Origin of the sequence: Duganella alba (assembly GCF_009674495.1) — a bacterium.
In the GTDB taxonomy this organism is placed as follows: domain Bacteria; phylum Pseudomonadota; class Gammaproteobacteria; order Burkholderiales; family Burkholderiaceae_D; genus Rugamonas; species Rugamonas alba.
In genome coordinates this window covers 1-15,110 of the sequence record NZ_WKJN01000008.1, presented here as the reverse complement: position 1 = coordinate 15,110, position 15,110 = coordinate 1, and the positions used below count along the sequence as shown (strand labels likewise).

The following is a 15,110-nucleotide window of genomic DNA, read 5'->3' as shown; positions in this document are numbered from 1 at the left end:
CGGCATGAATCTGATGGTGCGAGAAGCAACAAAGGACGATGCCAAACTGATCGCCGAACTCACGCGTGCCGCGTGGGCCGGCAAGGTGAGCGTCACCTCCAGTGGCCACCGCGAAACCGCCGTCATCGTCGCAGAACACCTGCGCGATGGCGGCGGTTTTGTTTTGGAGATCGATAACCGCGCGGTCGGCTCGGTGCGCTGGCTGCCGCTGGACGCGGAGCAGGACGTGTGGGAAGTGTGCCGCATGGGCGTGCTGCCGGAGTATCGAGGAAGCAATCTTTCCCAGCATTTGCTGGAGGCGGTGATCCATCACGGCCTGGCCACCGGCGTCGAGGAAGTACGGCTGGCGGTGCGCGCCGACCAGCCCAAGCTGATCGATTTCTACACCGCCTACGCGTTCGAACTGGCCGAGGAACTGGAATATTCCCATGCCAATCCGCTGGAACCGGCGCCGCTGGTCATGCGACGTCTGCTGCGACACTGACAGGCATACGAGAACGAGTCCTACGCGCGCGGCGGCGCTCGCATGAAAGAATGACTGTTCATTCTCTTAGGAGCAAAACATGAACAGCAAACTGATTGCACTGATCGCCGCCGCCAGCCTGAGCGCCGCCGCCATGGCGCAGACCACCGCCCCCACCGGCTCCCAGCCGCTGACGCAAGGCGCGGTCCCCACCGGCACCCCCAACAACGCCCTGCCGCTGAATCAGCCGCGCAGCACGCTGAACAGCAACCTCAACACGCCAAGCAATCCAAGCGCCAACCTGAACAACAATCTCAACAATTCGAACAACCTGAACAGCCTGAACAACAACCTCAACACCAACAGCACGCTGAATAACAACAATCTGAACAATAACAGTCTGAACAATAACAACCCGAACAACGTCAACCGCAACAACTCGGTGAACTGCGTCAATGGCGTCAATACCGCAGCGGGCACGATCGGCACAACGGGCACGACCACCGCCACGGCCACCGGCCAAGCCCGTGTCGACACCGCCCCCAACGTTGCCTGCAACAATGGTCAGGTGCGTCCATGAAACACCTGACGACTCTCTGCATGCTCGCATGCTGCCTGAGCGCACCCGCCTTTGCGCAGCAGACCTCTCCTGATCCGTCCGTCAAAACGGGCGACGGCAAGACGGCGCCGGCCAAGAAGTCCGACAAGCCGGCACAAACCGCCTGCGGCAACATGCAGGGCGGCACGGAAGCCAGCGGCGGCGAGAGCGTCGAGGCGCACGCCAAGACCGGCAAAGCCCAGACCGCGAACTGCGGCAAGGAAAACGGCAAGGCCTCATCGCCCCATGCCGCCCCCACCACGCCCAATCCGGACGTGAAACGTTAAACCCACCACAAGGAGTCCATCATGAACAGCAAACTGATCGCCATCATTGCGGCGGCATGCATGAGCACTGCCGCCGTTGCCCAAACCTCGGGCACCTCGAACACCGGCACGCCAGCCACGGGTGAAAGCAAAGCCACCAGCGGCGAGCAGAACGCCACCACCATGCAGAACAACTCCAACATGCAGAACACCGCACCGGCAAAAACCGCGAAGGACCGCAAGGCGCGGAAAAACGCCAACGCCGACTGCAATACCGTCCACACCGACGGCAACGCCACCGCACCGGCCCACGCGCCATGCGAAGACACCACCGTCAAATCCAAGCGTTAAGCCGCAGCGGTCTTACAGCGCCAGCGTGATCGGGCCGCTGCCGGCGCGCGGCGCTGTCGAGCACAGCAGCACCTGCCCGTCTTCCGGTTGGGCGCTGCATGTGCGCGTGTAGGCCGCTTCGCCACTTTTCAAGCCGACCGCGCAGGAACCACACACGCCGGAGCGGCAGCCGGAAGGCGCCTGCACGCCGTTGGCCTCCGCCAGATCGAGCAGGCTGGCATGTGAACCGTCCCAGGTCGCCTCAACGCCGGACCCGGCGAAGCGCACGGCGACCGGCTGCCGCGTCGCCTGCGGCGCCGGCCGCGCCGTCTCGCGCTTCACGCTGGCCGGACCGAACCCCTCGAAACGGATGCGCGCGTCGGCCACATTCAGCTTGCGCAAGCCATCGTACATGGCCTGCATGAAGCCCGCCGGGCCGCACAGATAAAAGTCGTAATCGTCAAACGGCAGCATCTCCTTCAGCAGCTGGATGCCGATGCGGCCCAGCTGCACGTGCACCATCAGATTGCCATGCGACGCCGCCAGCGTTTGCAGATGCACGCCAAACGGATGGCCGGCATCGCGCGCACCGTGGATGAAGTAGATCGGATGCTTGTGCCGCGTGCGGCTGCCGTTCACCAGCAGGCCGTTCAGCATGGCGATCATCGGCGTGATGCCGATGCCCGCCGACAGCATCACCACCGGCCGCTGCGTACCTTCTTCAAACGTAAAATCGCCGCCCGGCCCCATCAGCTCGATCTGCGCGCCCGGCGCCAGGTGCGCATGCAGCCAGCGCGACACCACGCCATCGCGCTTGACGCTGATGCGGTAGCGGCGGCCGTCCGGCGCGTCGGAAATGGTGTAACTGCGGATCTGCGACGCGGCGCCGTCACCGGCCCAGGCCGGCACGCGCAGCGTGATGAACTGGCCCGGCACGTGCGCCGCCACGCCCATGCCGTCGGCTGGCTCCAGGTAGAACGAACGCACGTCGGCACTTTCAGCCGCCACGTCCACCACGCTGAACGGCCGCCAGCCCTTGGGCATCGACGACGCCGCCTGCACGCTGTCCGCCTCGCTCCAGTTGCCGGTGCGGACGAGCTGTGCGGCCGGCTTCGGCTCGCTCCAGCGGAACGGCAGCGCAGCCACATTGCGCACCACTTCGCGCACATGAAAACGCAGCAGCTTTTCGGCGCCGGCGAAGGCTTGCAGCTGCGGGCCATCCCAGATGATTTCCGCCTCCACCGCGACATGCAGCATGTCGCCGCGCTCGAAGTCGATGAACAGCAGGCCGGCGCGCGGATGCTCCAGCAGATTGCCCAGCGTGTTGAAGAAGTAGTTGCCGACGAATTCAGGCGCGGTCAGCGTGCGCTCATCGTCCACCCGCACAAAGCCGGGCCGGCCGCCGCGGTGCGAAACGTCCACGCCGCGCCCCCTGCCGGCATCGGCCGACATATTGGCGCTGGCGATGAAGAAGGTATCGGCTCGCGCGATCAGCTCGCGGTCGGCCGCGCTCAAGGCCACGCCGCGCAGCAGCTGCACTTTGTGGCCATCGGCCGGCGCAGCGGTATGCTGGCGATGCTGGATGTACTGCGGGCAGTTGCCGAAACTCTGCGTGACGGCGATGCGCAGGCTGCCATCGTCGGCCGCCACGATCTCGCCGTTGACGCGGTTGCGGCGGCGCGTGGCCGGCGCCAGCCCCAGTCCGCCGACGTGGGCGCCGGCATGCAGCTGGCCTTCCAGCGGATCGCCGGGCAGCATGCCGCCGTTGATGCGCAACGTGCGCGCATCGGGCGTGACGATGAAACCGGGATCGGCCGCCAGCATGGTCGCCCACGGCTGCCCCGCCGCGTCCAGCGCGCCAAGGAAGAAGAACGGCAGCTCGTGGAAGAACTCGCGGTGCTGTTCCGGCATGTGATCGCGAATGTATGCCGTCGCACCAGCCATCTGCTCGCGCACGCCTGCGCGCTCCTGGATCGCCAGTTCACCGGCATGGAAGACAGTTGCGACGGCATTCATGATTACACCTCCTCGGGAGCGAGACCGGCCTGGGTGGCCGGCATGGCGACAAAGCCGGGCAGCGCGCGCACATTGTCCAGCCAGGCGCGGATGTTCGGGTACGGCTTCAACGAAACGCCGCCTTCCGGCGCGTGGGCGATGTAGCTGAAGCCGGCCACATCGGCGATGCTGGCGTGCTCGCCCACCAGCCAGCGGCGGCCTTGCAGCTCCTGCTCCATCACGTCGAACAGGCGCACCGCGATGTCCTTGGCAACCTGGTGGTCGCGCGGTGCGTTGAATACGGTGACCAGGCGGGCGGCGGCCGGGCCGTAGGCGATTTTGCCGGCGGCGGCCGACAGCCACCGCTGCACGTTGGCGGCGGCCACCGGATCGCGCGGCAGCCAGCGGCCGCTGTCGTCGTACTTCGAGGCCAGGTAGACCAGGATGGCGTTGGAATCGGCCAGCGTGACGTCGCCGTCCTGCAGCACCGGGATTTCGCCGAAGGCATTCAGCGACAGGAAGGGCTGCTGGCGGTGTTCGCCGGCCCCCAGGTTGACCTGTACAAATTCATGCGGCAGGTCCAGCAGGCTGAGGAACAGGCGTGCGCGGTGGGTGTGGCCCGAAAGTGGAATGCCGTACAGCTTCATGATGCGTCCTTGGTTGGTGAGTGATGACGCCAGTATAGGGAGCGCGCATCGTGCTGATAAGACGGACAAAATCGGAATCACCATCCACTTAAAGTGTACAATCAAGCCATGATAGATCTCAGCACCATCAACCTGAACCGCCTGACCACCTTTGTCGCAGTGGTCGAGGCCGGCTCCCTGACGGCCGCCGCCGAACGGCTGGGGCTGGTCAAATCCATGGTCAGCAAGCACATGCAGCTGCTGGAACAGGAAATCGGCGTCGGCCTGCTGCTGCGCTCCACCCGCAAGCTGAGCCTGACGGAGGCCGGACGCACGTTCTACGAAGCCAGCCGCCAGCTGCTGCAGGCGGCCGAGCAGGCCATCGAGCAGGCGCGCAGCGGCCGCGATACGCTGCGCGGCACGCTACGTGTCGCCTCGCCTATCGACTATGGCCTGATCGTGGTGTCGCCGCTGCTGACGCAGTTGCGCGCGCGTTATCCGGAACTGAAGATCGACCTCACCTGCGGCGACCACATCATCGACCTGATCGCCGAAGGCATCGACGTCACGGTAAGGCTGGGCAAGCTGGCCGATTCCGGCCACATGGCGGCGCGGGTGGACACGCTGGTCCGCTGGCTGGTGGCCAGTCCGGACTTCATCGCCCGCCACGGCATGCCGGCCACGCCGGACGCCTTGCCGCAACTGCCCTACGTGTCGCTGTCGGTGCTGGCGCAGCCGACGCAGTTTTCGCTGACCGACCGCGCCGGCAACCAGGTCGATGTACGCATGCAGAACACGGTGTTCTCCTCGAACACCGCCTACGCCACGCGGGCGGCGGCGCTGAGCGGCGACGGCGTGCTGCGCGCCACCGTGTTTTCCGTGAAGGACGATGTGGCGGCGGGCCGGCTGGTGCGACTGCTGCCGGAATGGTCGCTGGCGGAGAGCGACATCCACGCCGTCTATCCCGCCACCGCCCACGTGCCGCAGAAAGTGCGCGTGTTCATCGACGCGCTGAAGGCGGCGACGGCCGGCTAGCGGCCTTGCGCCGGCGGCGGACAATCAGCGCCGGCGTCGCCAGCACCGTGGCCGCGATGCCGCCCCAGGCCCAGGTGGCAAGCGCCGAAGGCGGCCGGCGCTCCTTCGGCGCGGCGGGATCTTTGAACGTGGCGGGAAACGCGCGCGGCGCCACCGGCACAATCTTCCAGTCGGCCCGGTTGGCCGGCGCGCGCTGCTGATATTCGTGCAGCGACAGCACCGGATCGCTGCCCAACGCGCGCGACGACGGGAATTGCGGAATCCGCACGAACAGCAGCGCTTCCAGATCCTGGCCCAGTTGCGCCTCCAGCCCGCCGCGGGCCGCGCCGGCCGCCAGCCGCTTGAGCACATCATCAGCGATGGTGTTGAAGGCCACGAACGGCAGCAGCTCGGTGCGCTCGGTCTTCAGATAATCATAGGCGCTCTGTCCGCTGGCCAGGCTGACCTCCTTGAGCGCCATGTACGGCAGCGCCATCGCCGCCTTCAGCGGACTTTCTCCACCGAGACGCGGAATCTTCCAGCCCAGCGTACGCAGGGTCTCGACATTGATGCCGGCGCAATTGGTGCTGGCGTGGCGGTAGTGAAAATCCTGCCGGTAGAAGTGGCCGAACACGCGGCTGATCGCCTGCTGGTACAGCGCCGGCGCGCGCTGGTCCTTCAGCACCGCCACCAGCATGTACGAGGGCCGATACCAGGCCTGCCCGCTGTTCAGGTCGCCCATATACGCGTCCATCGGCAGCGTCGAGGCGATGACGCCTTTCTCGCTGACGGACGCCAGGCTGTAGAAATTATTCACCAGCCAGTCGTCCCATTCGCCGCCCGGACCAAAGCGGCCGGTGGCGACCGCGAAGTGGCCGCCGAGCGATTCATCGTCATCGCCCTGCGCGCCGTTGAGCATGAAGGCCAGCACCGGCTTGCCGGCCAGCGGCAGCGGCTGCGTGCCGCCGTCGCGCCGCCACAAGGTGCGCGTGGCGTAGGCGGCGGTGGCGCCGCGCACCAGGCTTTCGATGGTTTCGCCGCCCGCCAGCGGCCGGCTGGGCGCGGCTGTGCCGATCGCATAGCGCTTGGGCCACAGCGTGCGGATCACGAAGCGCTCTTCGCGCAGCACGCCGCGCGCCTTGACGTCGCCATTCGCGAAGAAGGACAGGCTGCTGTCGTTGACGTAGGAACGGTTAGTCGACAATTTCGGCGTCAGCGCCACCGCCAGGGGCGCGGCGTTGCCGGGGCGGGACAAGTGGCCGTCCGCTTGCAGCCGGCCCTCGGCCACGTGCGGCGAACCGATCCACACCAGCGGCGGCGCCTGGTCGCCTGCCTTGCCGCCGCTCCCGGCCAGCCAGGCCTTCACATCATCCTGGGCGCGCAGGCTACGCGTGTAGCCGACGGCGTCCGACCTGGCGGCGGCGATCATGTCATCCTGGAAGTACCACAGCGCCTGCTCGCTGGCCAGGCAGTCGTTGCAGCGACCGCTGGTCAGCTTGAAGCGGTCGGTGGAATACAGTCCCAGCAGGCCCGGCGCGAGCGCGTCGCGGACGCTGGTGTCGGCGGCCTGCGCGGCGGCTAGGCATAGCGAGGTCGCCGCCAGCGCGGCAATCAGGGGACGTTGCGGCATGGTGCGCTCCGTGTGTCATGGCGGAGTTGCAGTGTAGAACGCTGTTCGGCGAAGCTTGTTACGCTCCGTCAAGGTTTCTAGCCGCGCCGCGCCGAGACGACGATGCCGCCGACGATCAGCGCAAAGGCGGCCGCATGGTAGCCATGCGGCGCCTCGCCCAGGAAGGCCGACGACAGCATCGCGGCAAACAACGGCGTCAGGTTGACGAAGAAGGCGCCGACCGCCGGCCCGGCCGCCCGCACGCCGGCGCCCCAGCAGCCGAAGGCGATCACCGCCGGGCAGGTCGCCACGTACAGCAGCGCCAACGCCAGCGTCCAGCTCCATTGCACCGGAATCGCGCCCAGCGCCTGCTCGCCCAGCGCGAAGCCGCCCGACCACAGCACGCCGAACGCCACCTGCGCCAGCAGGAAACTGGCCCAGTTGGCGCGGATGTCGGCCGGTTCGGTGGCGCGCGTCAGCATCCAGCTGTAGACCGACCAGGCGATGGTGGCCAGAATCATGAACAGGTCGCCCGCCACCAGCCGCAGTTCCAGCACATGGCGCCATTCGCCGCGCGCCAGCACCAGCAGCACGCCGGCGATCGACAGCACCGCGCCCACCACCTGGCGACGGCTGACCGGCACGCCGAAGAACAGCCAGCCGGTCAGCATCATCCACACCGGCATGCCGGACGCCACCAGCGTGACGTTGATCGGCGTCGAGCTTTGCAGCGCCATGTATTGCAGCGCGTTGTACATGCCGATGCCGAGCAGGCCCAGCATGGCGTAGGTTTTCCAGTGCTTCCACAGCCCCGCCTCGCGCCGGAACACCGGGCCGGCCAGCGGCAGCAGCAGAAAGAAGGCGATGCCCCAGCGCATGAAGTTCAGCAGCACCGGCGGCAGCTGGTCGTGCACCAGGCGGCCGACAATGGCGTTGCCGGCCCACAGCAGGGGCGGCAAGGTCAGCAGGAAAATGGTTCTGGACGAGAGGCGCTGGTTCATTTTTGATATTTGCACAACATTATTTGCAAGAGCATACCCGATCCGCCATGGGGCGAGCGATAGAAATAGCTTTGCAACGCCGGGGCGCGGTAAAATAGCCGTTGCTGATCCACCCACTTAGATAATATGAAACTTTCTAAACAACATTCGATGTACGAATCCGACCACACCCTGTTCATCAAGGCGTTGAAGGAAAAGAACCCAGGCATTGAAGCCGGCCAGCAACAAGGTCGCGCGCTGCTGTGGGATCGTCCACCGGTTTCGCTGGATGAGCAGCACCGTCAGCTGGAGTCGGCCGTCAAGCAACAGCCTTACGTCTACCAGAACAAGGTCTAAGCCACACGCGGGGCGGCAAGGATGTTGCCAGACGATACGGCTGACGTGCAGCCGCCAGTACCGGAAGCCGACCACGGCGCGCCGGAGGACGGCGCCCATGCGCTCGTCGACGCCGGCGCTGCCGCTGCGGCCAACGACGCTGCGGTTGAAGCCGCCGCCGTCACGGCCGAAGTCTCCGCCCTCGCCCGCCTGTACGGCGAGCCGCTGCTCAAGCTGCCGACCGACCTGTACATCCCGCCGGACGCGCTGGAAATCTTCCTTGACGCGTTCGAAGGTCCGCTGGACCTGCTGCTCTACCTGATCCGCAAGCAGAACTTCAACATCCTCGACATTCCGATGGCGCAGCTGACGCTGCAATACCTGAAGTACGTCGACCAGATCCGCCTGTCCAACCTGGAGCTGGCGGCCGAGTACCTGCTGATGGCGGCCATGCTGATCGAGATCAAATCGCGCATGCTGCTGCCGCAGCGCCAGGTCGATCTGGACGCGGAAGCCGATGATCCGCGCGCCGAGCTGGTGCGCCGCCTGCTGGAATACGAACAGATCAAGCTGGCCGCCTACGACCTCAACACGATTCCGCAGGTGGACCGCGATTTCGTCCGGACCCAGATCTTCATCGAGCAAAGCCTGGTGCCGACCTGGCCGGAAGTCGAGGCCATCGATCTGCAGCAAGCTTGGCTGGACGTGATGAAACGCGCCAAGCTGACCCAGCATCACAAGATCAGCCGCGAAGAGCTGTCCGTGCGCGAGCACATGACCGGCATTTTGCGCCGCTTGCAGTCGAGCCGCTTCGTCGAGTTCGCCGACCTGTTCGACATTGCCGGCGGCGTGCCGGTGGTGGTGGTGAACTTTGTCGCGCTGCTGGAGCTGGCCAAGGAAACCCTGATTGAAATTACCCAGGCCGAACCGTTCGCACCGATTTACGTGCGGCTGGCCTACTCGCCGGCTTGATGCAGCCGGCGCCTATCTACGCTTAGGCGACTACACCCATGAAAATTATCACCTCCATTGAAGAATTGCGCGACCAACTCAGCGGCCAGCTGCGCACGGCCTTTGTCCCGACCATGGGCAATCTGCACGAAGGCCACCTGTCGCTGATGCGCCTGGCGCGCAAGCACGGCGACCCGGTGGTGGCGTCGATCTTCGTCAACCGCCTGCAGTTCGGCCCGAACGAGGATTTCGACAAGTATCCGCGCACCTTCCAGGCCGACGTCGAGAAGCTGGAGAAGGAAGGCGTGTACGTGCTGTTCGCGCCGACCGAGAAGGATCTGTATCCGGAGCCGCAGGAATACCGCGTGCAGCCGCCGGACGGGCTGGGCAACACGCTGGAGGGCGAGTTCCGCCCGGGCTTCTTCAACGGCGTGTGCACGGTGGTGACCAAGCTGTTCTCGTGCGTGCAGCCGCGCGTGGCCGTGTTCGGCAAGAAGGATTACCAGCAGCTGATGATCGTGCGCAACATGGCGCGCCAGTTCGCCATGCCGACCGAGATCATCGCGGCCGAGACCTGGCGCGCCGACGACGGCCTGGCGCTGTCGTCGCGCAATATGTATCTGTCGGCGACGGAGCGCGCCGAGGCGCCGGTGCTGTATCAGACCTTGAATTTTGTCGCCAATGAAATGCGTTCCGGCCATCTGGACGTGTTCCAGCTGGAGCACAAGGCGATGGACGATCTGGCCAAGCGCGGCTGGAAGCCGGACTACATCTCGATCCGCAAGCGCAACGACCTGCAACCGCCGAACGCCGGCGACCTGGCGCAAGGCACGCCGCTGGTGGTGCTGGCCGCCGCCAAGCTGGGCACGACGCGCCTGATCGACAACCTGGAAATCTAAGGCTTGCCCGCAGGCGCGGCCGGCAACACGGTCGCGCCTTGCGGCGAGAGCTGGATGATGACGGATGGCGTGCTGACGGCTGGAATGCGCGCAGGGGCTTGCCGGTCTGACAGCAGCGTCACCATCAGGCCGGCAGCGGCAATAAACAGCGCAATCATTGCAACCATGATTGCGGCCAGCCATTTGGTGAGGTCGGCGACCGCCTTTGCAACCGTGCTGTCGATGACCGCGAGTGTCTCCGTTCGATAAGCGGCAAGCATTCCATTCATCGTCTCGAACCGGTCGTTTATTACAACGCGCAGGTCGTCCACGGCGGTGCGGACGTCGCCCACCTTGTTGTCGATGTACTCCCTGTCCGAATTCGCGTTCATGCGGCCATCTTGCGCCGCGCAAGCCGCAGCGTCAACCGCCGTGCGTGAGGTGTTTGAGACCGCTCAAGCGGCGACGTTCTGGGCCCAGGCCAGGGCTGACAGGTGGGCCTTGTTGACGTCCATCGGACTCAGCTTCAAGGTGGCGGCCAGCGAGGCCACCAGGTCGGAGTTGAGCTCGCAGGCCTCGGCCAGCGCCAGGTAGGGGCCGTATTTGCCGCTGCGCGTCAGCAGCGCCGCCACCACGTCGTCCGACAGCTGGACATTGGCCAGCACTTCCTGCATCGGAATGCCCAGCAGCCGGTCCAGCAGCGAGAACATGCCGGCCACGAAAATATTCTCCGCCTCGCTCTTGCCCAGGGCCGCCTGCCCCAGCAGCTCGGCCAGACGGCCGCGCACCACCGCCGTTTCCAGCAGCACCGGCGAATAGCCCGAGGTGCTGGCGGTCGCCAGCAGCAAGGTCAGCCAGCGGTACAGCGGCGTGTAGCCCAGCAGCGTCAAGGCCTGGCGCAGCGACTGCACCTCCCTGCCCGCGCCGAAACCGGCCGAGTTGATGAAGCGCAGCAGCTTGTACGACAGCGTGGCGTCGCGCTTGAGCACCGCTTCCAGCTGGGCGATGTCGGCGTTCTGCCGCACCATCTGCATCAGCTGCATGATGATGGTCTGGGCCGGATTCAGGCCCTTGCTGTCGGCCGACGGCCGCGGCGTCAGGTGCAGCTTGCCGACAAAGGCGTTCAGCCCCAGCGCCGCGCAGGCGTCAAAGTCGGTCCAGTTGCTGACCGGACGGGCGATCATGCCCACCGTCGATTGCTTCAGCGCCGCATAGGTACGCGCCTGCGCGCCGACGTCGGCGCCCGAGAAGCGCACCTCCACATACGAGGCCATGGTCGGCAAGCGGGCGCCGATGCGCGTCAGGTCGGCTTCGCGCAGCAGCACGCCGACGCCGCCGGCGCGCAAGCCCTGCACCGCCGCCATGGTGTCCGGATTGGCCAGCTCGGCCGCGCGGATCGACAGCACCGTATGCTCCGGCGGCAGCGCATGCAGGGCGTCGGTCGACAGCATCGCCGGCACCGCCTCCAGGAACAGGATCTTGTCGCGCAGCAGCCAGCCGTCGTCCTCGTCGACCACCTGCCCGGCCACAAAGCTGACCAGCGATTCCAGCGCCGCCAGCGTCGATGCCGCGCCGGTGCTGGCTTGCTGCCAGCACAGCTCGTAACCGACCACGCGCTGCTTGGGATCGAGCAAAGGTTCGCGGACGATGAAGTTAGTCTGATGCATGGCTCTCAGGAGGATGAAAAAGGCCCGCCGGAGCGGGCCATACAAATCAGAAACCCGGACGACCGCATGCGTCGCCCACAGGAGCGGCGACAGCGGCGGCGCCACCGATTTGTTACGTCACGGCGATCAAGCCCCGAGTTTCTCGAAGATCTTGTTCAGTTTTTCGTCCAGCGTGGCGGCGGTGAATGGTTTCACCACGTAGCCGTTGGCGCCGGCCTGGGCCGCCGCAATGATGTTTTCCTTCTTCGCTTCGGCGGTGACCATCAGCACCGGCAGTTTGGCCAGGGCTGGATCGGCACGAATGTTTTGCAACATCGTCAGACCGTCCATGTTCGGCATGTTCCAGTCGGACACGACGAAGTCGAACGATTCGGCGCGCAGCTTCGCCAGCGCCATCACGCCGTCTTCTGCCTCGTCGACATTGGCATAACCCAGTTCTTTTAACAGATTCCGGACGATGCGACGCATCGTCGAAAAATCGTCAACAACTAAAAATTTCATCTTTGGATCAGCCATGAATTGCTCCGTTGATTCTCTACGCGGTTGTTAATAGTGCCTACTAATAGTGCCCACATCGGCAATAAGTTGTAGGATAGCATTTCCGTTGCCTTAAGGCGAACAAAGTAGCAGTAAAACGTCACAGTTGCACGATTAAACACGCAAGGCGCGCATACCATGTTGTGCCAGATGGCCGAGCACCATGCCCGGCAGTGCCTGCAACGCACCGACTTCGTGCGCCGCCCCCACCGCGATCGCCTCGCGCGGCATGCCGAACACCACGCAGCTCGCCTCGTCCTGGGCAAAATTATACGCCCCGGCGTTGCGCATCTCCAGCATGCCGGCCGCGCCGTCCTTGCCCATGCCCGTCAGGATAACACCGACCGCGTTCTTGCCCGCGGCCTGCGCTGCGGAACGGAACAGCACATCGACCGACGGCCGGTGGCGGTTGACCGGCTCGGCCTGGTCGATGCGGGTCATGTAGTTGGCGCCGCTGCGGGTCAGGTACAGATGCGAATGGCCGGGCGCGATGTAGGCGTGGCCCGGCAGCACCCGCTCATTGCCCTGCGCTTCCTGCACCGAGATCTTGCACAGCGAATCGAGGCGCTTGGCGAACGAGCGCGTAAAGCCTTCCGGCATGTGCTGGGTGATCAGGATGCCGGGACAGTCGGACGGCATCTGCATCAGGAATTCGCGGATCGCCTCGGTGCCGCCGGTGGAGGCGCCGACGATGATCAGCTTTTCCGACGACAGCAGCGGGTTGCGCAGCGCCGACAGCGGCGTCGCCGCATGGCCTTCGGCGCCCGGCTGCGGCAGGCGGCGCGCCTGCACCCGGGCCTTGGAGGCGGCGCGGATCTTGTCGGTGATCAGCTCGGTGTATTCGCGCATGCCGGCCTGGATCGAGATCTTCGGCTTGGTGACGAAGTCGACCGCGCCCAGCTCCAGCGCGCGCATGGTGATTTCCGAGCCGCGCTCGGTCAGCGACGACACCATCAGCACCGGCATCGGCCGCAGGCGCATCAGTTTTTCCAGGAAGTCGAGGCCGTCCATCTTCGGCATCTCGACGTCCAGCGTCAGCACGTCGGGGTTGGTTTGCTTGATCAGCTCGCGCGCGACCAGCGGATCGGGGGCCACGCCGACCACTTCCATGTCGGGTTGGGAGTTGATGATCTCGCTCATCACGCTGCGGATCAGTGCGGAGTCGTCGCACACCAGGACTTTGATCTTCATAAAACTACCTTCTTGTTATTTAAAACAGATCGATTTCACCTGCCACCGGCGCCACTTTGAGGCGGCTGGCGTATTCGATCTCGCGTTTGACCAGCGTGTCGTTATGGCTTTGCATCAGCTTCTTGACCAGCACCTTGCCGGTGCGCGGGAAGAAGTACACCTTGCGCGGATAGATATCGTTCAGATCTTCCGCTACGACGCGGATTTTTTCCACCTTCAAAAAGTTCAGGACGAAGGCGGCGTTGCGCTCGCCGACGTTGATCGCGGTGAAGCCTTTCAGCACCGCGCCGCCGCCGAACACCTTGGCTTCCAGGTTTTCGCGGCGCGCCCCGGCCTTCAGCAAATCATTGATCAGGATCTCCATCGCATAAGTGCCGTAGCGCGCCGAGGCCGACACCGGGCTGCCGTTGTCGCCGCCGCCGTCCGGCAGCATGAAATGGTTCATGCCGCCCAGGCCGGTGACGCGGTCGCGGATGCAGGCCGACACGCAGGAGCCGAGCACCGTCACGATCAACATGTCCTTGTTGGTGAAGTAGTACTCGCCCGGCAAAATCTTGGCTGCCTGGCAGTCGAACGTTCTATCGAAATAGACGTTCGTGGCAAATTGTTCGAGGTCCATGTTCTATTCTCATGTGCGTTGCGGTGCTTTACGGGCCGCAGCGGTGTCGTCCAGTTCGTAGACGGTCTTGCCGCGCAATTTCAACGACTCCGAGACATACAGGAAGTTCTCCGAGTGCCCTGCAAACAGCAGCGCATCCGGTTTCATCAGCGGGACAAAGCGGGACAGGATCTTGCGCTGGGTCGCCTTGTCGAAGTAAATCATGACGTTACGGCAAAAAATCGCGTCGAACTGGCCGCTGATCGGCCAGCTGTCGGCCAACAGGTTCAACTGCTTGAACGTGATCATATTACGCAATTCCGGGCGGACGCGCGCCATCCCCTCGCGATCGCCCTTGCCCTTGAGGAAAAAGCGGCGCTGGCGCTCGGGCGACATCTTGTCCAGCCGGTCCATGCCGTAGACGCCGTTGGCGGCGGTGGCCAGCACATTGGTGTCGATGTCGGTGGCGACGATGGTGACGTTGGGCGTCAGCGTGTTGAACGCTTCGCACACCGTCATGGCGATCGAATACGGCTCCTCGCCGGTGGAGCTGGCGGAACACCAGATGGTCAGCGGCTCGCGCTTGCCCTTGACGTGCTCGGCCAGCAGCGGGAAGTGGTGGGCTTCGCGGAAGAACGAGGTCAGGTTGGTGGTCAGGGCGTTGGTGAACGACTCCCACTCCTCGCCCAGCTTGCCCGATTCCAGGTCGTCCAGGTACTTGGCGAAGGAGTCGATGCCGGTGGCGCGCAGGCGGCGCGCCAGGCGGCTGTAGACCATCTCCTGCTTGCTGTCGGCCAGCGAGATGCCGGCGCGCTTGTAGATCAGGCCCCGGACCCGTTCGAAATCGCGGGCGTTGAAGTCAAATTCCTTGACCGTGTCTTTTGATTGCGGCATATGTTAAATCCTTTTTTGGCTATGCTAACTATGCCACGGGTGTAGCTTAAAACTCTTCCCACTCGTCGGCGCCGGATGGCGCTGGAGCGGCTTTCTTCGGTGCGGCCGGACGCGGCGCCGGCGCCGGACGCGGTGCGGCGATGGCCGGTGCCGCAGCCGCAGCCGGCTTCGGCGCGG

The 15,110-nt window shown here is 64.9% G+C and carries 18 protein-coding genes; 8 read left to right on the top strand and 10 right to left on the bottom strand.

The annotated features are described in order from the left end of the window. The first annotated feature begins 4 nt into the window (after positions 1 to 4). The 4 genes from GJ695_RS09855 to GJ695_RS09840 all read left to right on the top strand — a co-directional run bounded on the left by GJ695_RS09855 (position 5) and on the right by GJ695_RS09840 (position 1,678). Complete coding sequence (locus tag GJ695_RS09855; RefSeq protein WP_154364241.1) at positions 5 to 484, top strand: GNAT family N-acetyltransferase; 480 nt, start codon at positions 5 to 7, stop codon at positions 482 to 484. 79 nt (positions 485 to 563) lie between these two features. Next, the gene (locus tag GJ695_RS09850) at positions 564 to 1,043 is read left to right on the top strand and encodes a hypothetical protein (RefSeq protein ID WP_154364239.1); all 480 of its coding nucleotides are present in this window, start codon (positions 564 to 566) and stop codon (positions 1,041 to 1,043) included. Next, positions 1,040 to 1,348, top strand: coding sequence for a hypothetical protein (locus GJ695_RS09845; RefSeq protein ID WP_154364237.1), 309 nt, complete (start codon positions 1,040 to 1,042; stop codon positions 1,346 to 1,348). The genes GJ695_RS09850 and GJ695_RS09845 overlap by 4 nt, the downstream gene beginning before the upstream one ends. Positions 1,349 to 1,369: 21 nt before the next feature. Then, positions 1,370 to 1,678: a hypothetical protein gene (locus tag GJ695_RS09840; protein WP_154364235.1), complete on the top strand. Its 309-nt coding sequence runs from the start codon at positions 1,370 to 1,372 to the stop codon at positions 1,676 to 1,678. A gap of 12 nt (positions 1,679 to 1,690) precedes the next feature. Here the strand turns inward: GJ695_RS09840 and GJ695_RS09835 are convergent, their stop codons facing one another. Together GJ695_RS09835 and GJ695_RS09830 are read right to left on the bottom strand one after the other, a co-directional pair. Next, on the bottom strand, positions 1,691 to 3,673 hold the full coding sequence (locus GJ695_RS09835) for a 2Fe-2S iron-sulfur cluster-binding protein (RefSeq protein ID WP_154364233.1): 1,983 nt from the start codon (positions 3,671 to 3,673) through the stop codon (positions 1,691 to 1,693). 2 nt (positions 3,674 to 3,675) lie between these two features. Next, complete coding sequence (locus GJ695_RS09830; RefSeq protein ID WP_154364231.1) at positions 3,676 to 4,299, bottom strand: glutathione S-transferase family protein; 624 nt, start codon at positions 4,297 to 4,299, stop codon at positions 3,676 to 3,678. Between the two features lie 108 nt (positions 4,300 to 4,407). On the opposite strand from GJ695_RS09830, the gene GJ695_RS09825 reads away from it, so the two are divergent. Next, complete coding sequence (locus GJ695_RS09825; protein ID WP_154364229.1) at positions 4,408 to 5,313, top strand: LysR family transcriptional regulator; 906 nt, start codon at positions 4,408 to 4,410, stop codon at positions 5,311 to 5,313. On the opposite strand, the gene GJ695_RS09820 is transcribed toward GJ695_RS09825, so the two are convergent. Both GJ695_RS09820 and GJ695_RS09815 read right to left on the bottom strand, forming a co-directional pair. Further along, complete coding sequence (locus GJ695_RS09820; protein WP_154364227.1) at positions 5,279 to 6,922, bottom strand: hypothetical protein; 1,644 nt, start codon at positions 6,920 to 6,922, stop codon at positions 5,279 to 5,281. The two genes, GJ695_RS09825 and GJ695_RS09820, sit on opposite strands and share 35 nt — an antisense overlap. 77 nt (positions 6,923 to 6,999) lie before the next feature. Continuing rightward, positions 7,000 to 7,902, bottom strand: coding sequence for a DMT family transporter (locus GJ695_RS09815; protein WP_154364225.1), 903 nt, complete (start codon positions 7,900 to 7,902; stop codon positions 7,000 to 7,002). Positions 7,903 to 8,028: 126 nt separating this feature from the next. Here GJ695_RS09815 and GJ695_RS09810 point away from each other — a divergent pair, with 126 nt between their 5' ends. The 3 genes from GJ695_RS09810 to panC are packed head-to-tail and all read left to right on the top strand — an operon-like array spanning position 8,029 to position 10,067. Continuing rightward, the gene (locus GJ695_RS09810) at positions 8,029 to 8,238 is read left to right on the top strand and encodes a DUF3460 family protein (protein WP_154357319.1); all 210 of its coding nucleotides are present in this window, start codon (positions 8,029 to 8,031) and stop codon (positions 8,236 to 8,238) included. 21 nt (positions 8,239 to 8,259) lie between these two features. Then, positions 8,260 to 9,189 (top strand): segregation and condensation protein A, encoded by a 930-nt coding sequence (locus tag GJ695_RS09805; RefSeq protein WP_154364223.1) that lies wholly within the window; start codon positions 8,260 to 8,262, stop codon positions 9,187 to 9,189. Between the two features lie 38 nt (positions 9,190 to 9,227). Next, on the top strand, positions 9,228 to 10,067 hold the full coding sequence (gene panC / locus GJ695_RS09800) for a pantoate--beta-alanine ligase (protein WP_154364221.1): 840 nt from the start codon (positions 9,228 to 9,230) through the stop codon (positions 10,065 to 10,067). Here panC and GJ695_RS09795 read toward each other — a convergent pair. The 6 genes from GJ695_RS09795 to GJ695_RS09770 all read right to left on the bottom strand — a co-directional run bounded on the left by GJ695_RS09795 (position 10,064) and on the right by GJ695_RS09770 (position 14,933). Next, positions 10,064 to 10,438: a hypothetical protein gene (locus tag GJ695_RS09795; protein WP_154364219.1), complete on the bottom strand. Its 375-nt coding sequence runs from the start codon at positions 10,436 to 10,438 to the stop codon at positions 10,064 to 10,066. The two genes, panC and GJ695_RS09795, sit on opposite strands and share 4 nt — an antisense overlap. A 63-nt stretch (positions 10,439 to 10,501) precedes the next feature. Beyond that, positions 10,502 to 11,713: an EAL and HDOD domain-containing protein gene (locus GJ695_RS09790; protein WP_154364217.1), complete on the bottom strand. Its 1,212-nt coding sequence runs from the start codon at positions 11,711 to 11,713 to the stop codon at positions 10,502 to 10,504. Between the two features lie 126 nt (positions 11,714 to 11,839). Next, positions 11,840 to 12,229, bottom strand: coding sequence for a chemotaxis response regulator CheY (gene cheY / locus GJ695_RS09785; protein WP_008450066.1), 390 nt, complete (start codon positions 12,227 to 12,229; stop codon positions 11,840 to 11,842). A 135-nt stretch (positions 12,230 to 12,364) separates the two neighbouring features. After that, a complete protein-coding gene (locus GJ695_RS09780) occupies positions 12,365 to 13,441 on the bottom strand; it encodes a protein-glutamate methylesterase/protein-glutamine glutaminase (RefSeq protein ID WP_154364215.1) in 1,077 nt (358 codons plus the stop codon). A 19-nt stretch (positions 13,442 to 13,460) separates the two neighbouring features. Further along, a complete protein-coding gene (gene cheD / locus GJ695_RS09775) occupies positions 13,461 to 14,060 on the bottom strand; it encodes a chemoreceptor glutamine deamidase CheD (protein ID WP_154357325.1) in 600 nt (199 codons plus the stop codon). Between the two features lie 9 nt (positions 14,061 to 14,069). Beyond that, the gene (locus GJ695_RS09770; RefSeq protein WP_154357326.1) at positions 14,070 to 14,933 is read right to left on the bottom strand and encodes a CheR family methyltransferase; all 864 of its coding nucleotides are present in this window, start codon (positions 14,931 to 14,933) and stop codon (positions 14,070 to 14,072) included. Between the last annotated feature and the right edge of the window lie 177 nt (positions 14,934 to 15,110).

What these genes read in the sequence shown, in the direction of transcription:
- GJ695_RS09855 (WP_154364241.1), top strand. Translation starts at nt 5, where the DNA reads ATGAATCTGATGGTGCGAGAAGCAACAAAGGACGATGCCAAACTGATC.
- GJ695_RS09850 (WP_154364239.1), top strand. Translation starts at nt 564, where the DNA reads ATGAACAGCAAACTGATTGCACTGATCGCCGCCGCCAGCCTGAGCGCC.
- GJ695_RS09845 (WP_154364237.1), top strand. Translation starts at nt 1,040, where the DNA reads ATGAAACACCTGACGACTCTCTGCATGCTCGCATGCTGCCTGAGCGCA.
- GJ695_RS09840 (WP_154364235.1), top strand. Translation starts at nt 1,370, where the DNA reads ATGAACAGCAAACTGATCGCCATCATTGCGGCGGCATGCATGAGCACT.
- GJ695_RS09835 (WP_154364233.1), bottom strand. Translation starts at nt 3,673, where the DNA reads ATGAATGCCGTCGCAACTGTCTTCCATGCCGGTGAACTGGCGATCCAG.
- GJ695_RS09830 (WP_154364231.1), bottom strand. Translation starts at nt 4,299, where the DNA reads ATGAAGCTGTACGGCATTCCACTTTCGGGCCACACCCACCGCGCACGC.
- GJ695_RS09825 (WP_154364229.1), top strand. Translation starts at nt 4,408, where the DNA reads ATGATAGATCTCAGCACCATCAACCTGAACCGCCTGACCACCTTTGTC.
- GJ695_RS09820 (WP_154364227.1), bottom strand. Translation starts at nt 6,922, where the DNA reads ATGCCGCAACGTCCCCTGATTGCCGCGCTGGCGGCGACCTCGCTATGC.
- GJ695_RS09815 (WP_154364225.1), bottom strand. Translation starts at nt 7,902, where the DNA reads ATGAACCAGCGCCTCTCGTCCAGAACCATTTTCCTGCTGACCTTGCCG.
- GJ695_RS09810 (WP_154357319.1), top strand. Translation starts at nt 8,029, where the DNA reads ATGAAACTTTCTAAACAACATTCGATGTACGAATCCGACCACACCCTG.
- GJ695_RS09805 (WP_154364223.1), top strand. Translation starts at nt 8,260, where the DNA reads ATGTTGCCAGACGATACGGCTGACGTGCAGCCGCCAGTACCGGAAGCC.
- panC (WP_154364221.1), top strand. Translation starts at nt 9,228, where the DNA reads ATGAAAATTATCACCTCCATTGAAGAATTGCGCGACCAACTCAGCGGC.
- GJ695_RS09795 (WP_154364219.1), bottom strand. Translation starts at nt 10,438, where the DNA reads ATGAACGCGAATTCGGACAGGGAGTACATCGACAACAAGGTGGGCGAC.
- GJ695_RS09790 (WP_154364217.1), bottom strand. Translation starts at nt 11,713, where the DNA reads ATGCATCAGACTAACTTCATCGTCCGCGAACCTTTGCTCGATCCCAAG.
- cheY (WP_008450066.1), bottom strand. Translation starts at nt 12,229, where the DNA reads ATGGCTGATCCAAAGATGAAATTTTTAGTTGTTGACGATTTTTCGACG.
- GJ695_RS09780 (WP_154364215.1), bottom strand. Translation starts at nt 13,441, where the DNA reads ATGAAGATCAAAGTCCTGGTGTGCGACGACTCCGCACTGATCCGCAGC.
- cheD (WP_154357325.1), bottom strand. Translation starts at nt 14,060, where the DNA reads ATGGACCTCGAACAATTTGCCACGAACGTCTATTTCGATAGAACGTTC.
- GJ695_RS09770 (WP_154357326.1), bottom strand. Translation starts at nt 14,933, where the DNA reads ATGCCGCAATCAAAAGACACGGTCAAGGAATTTGACTTCAACGCCCGC.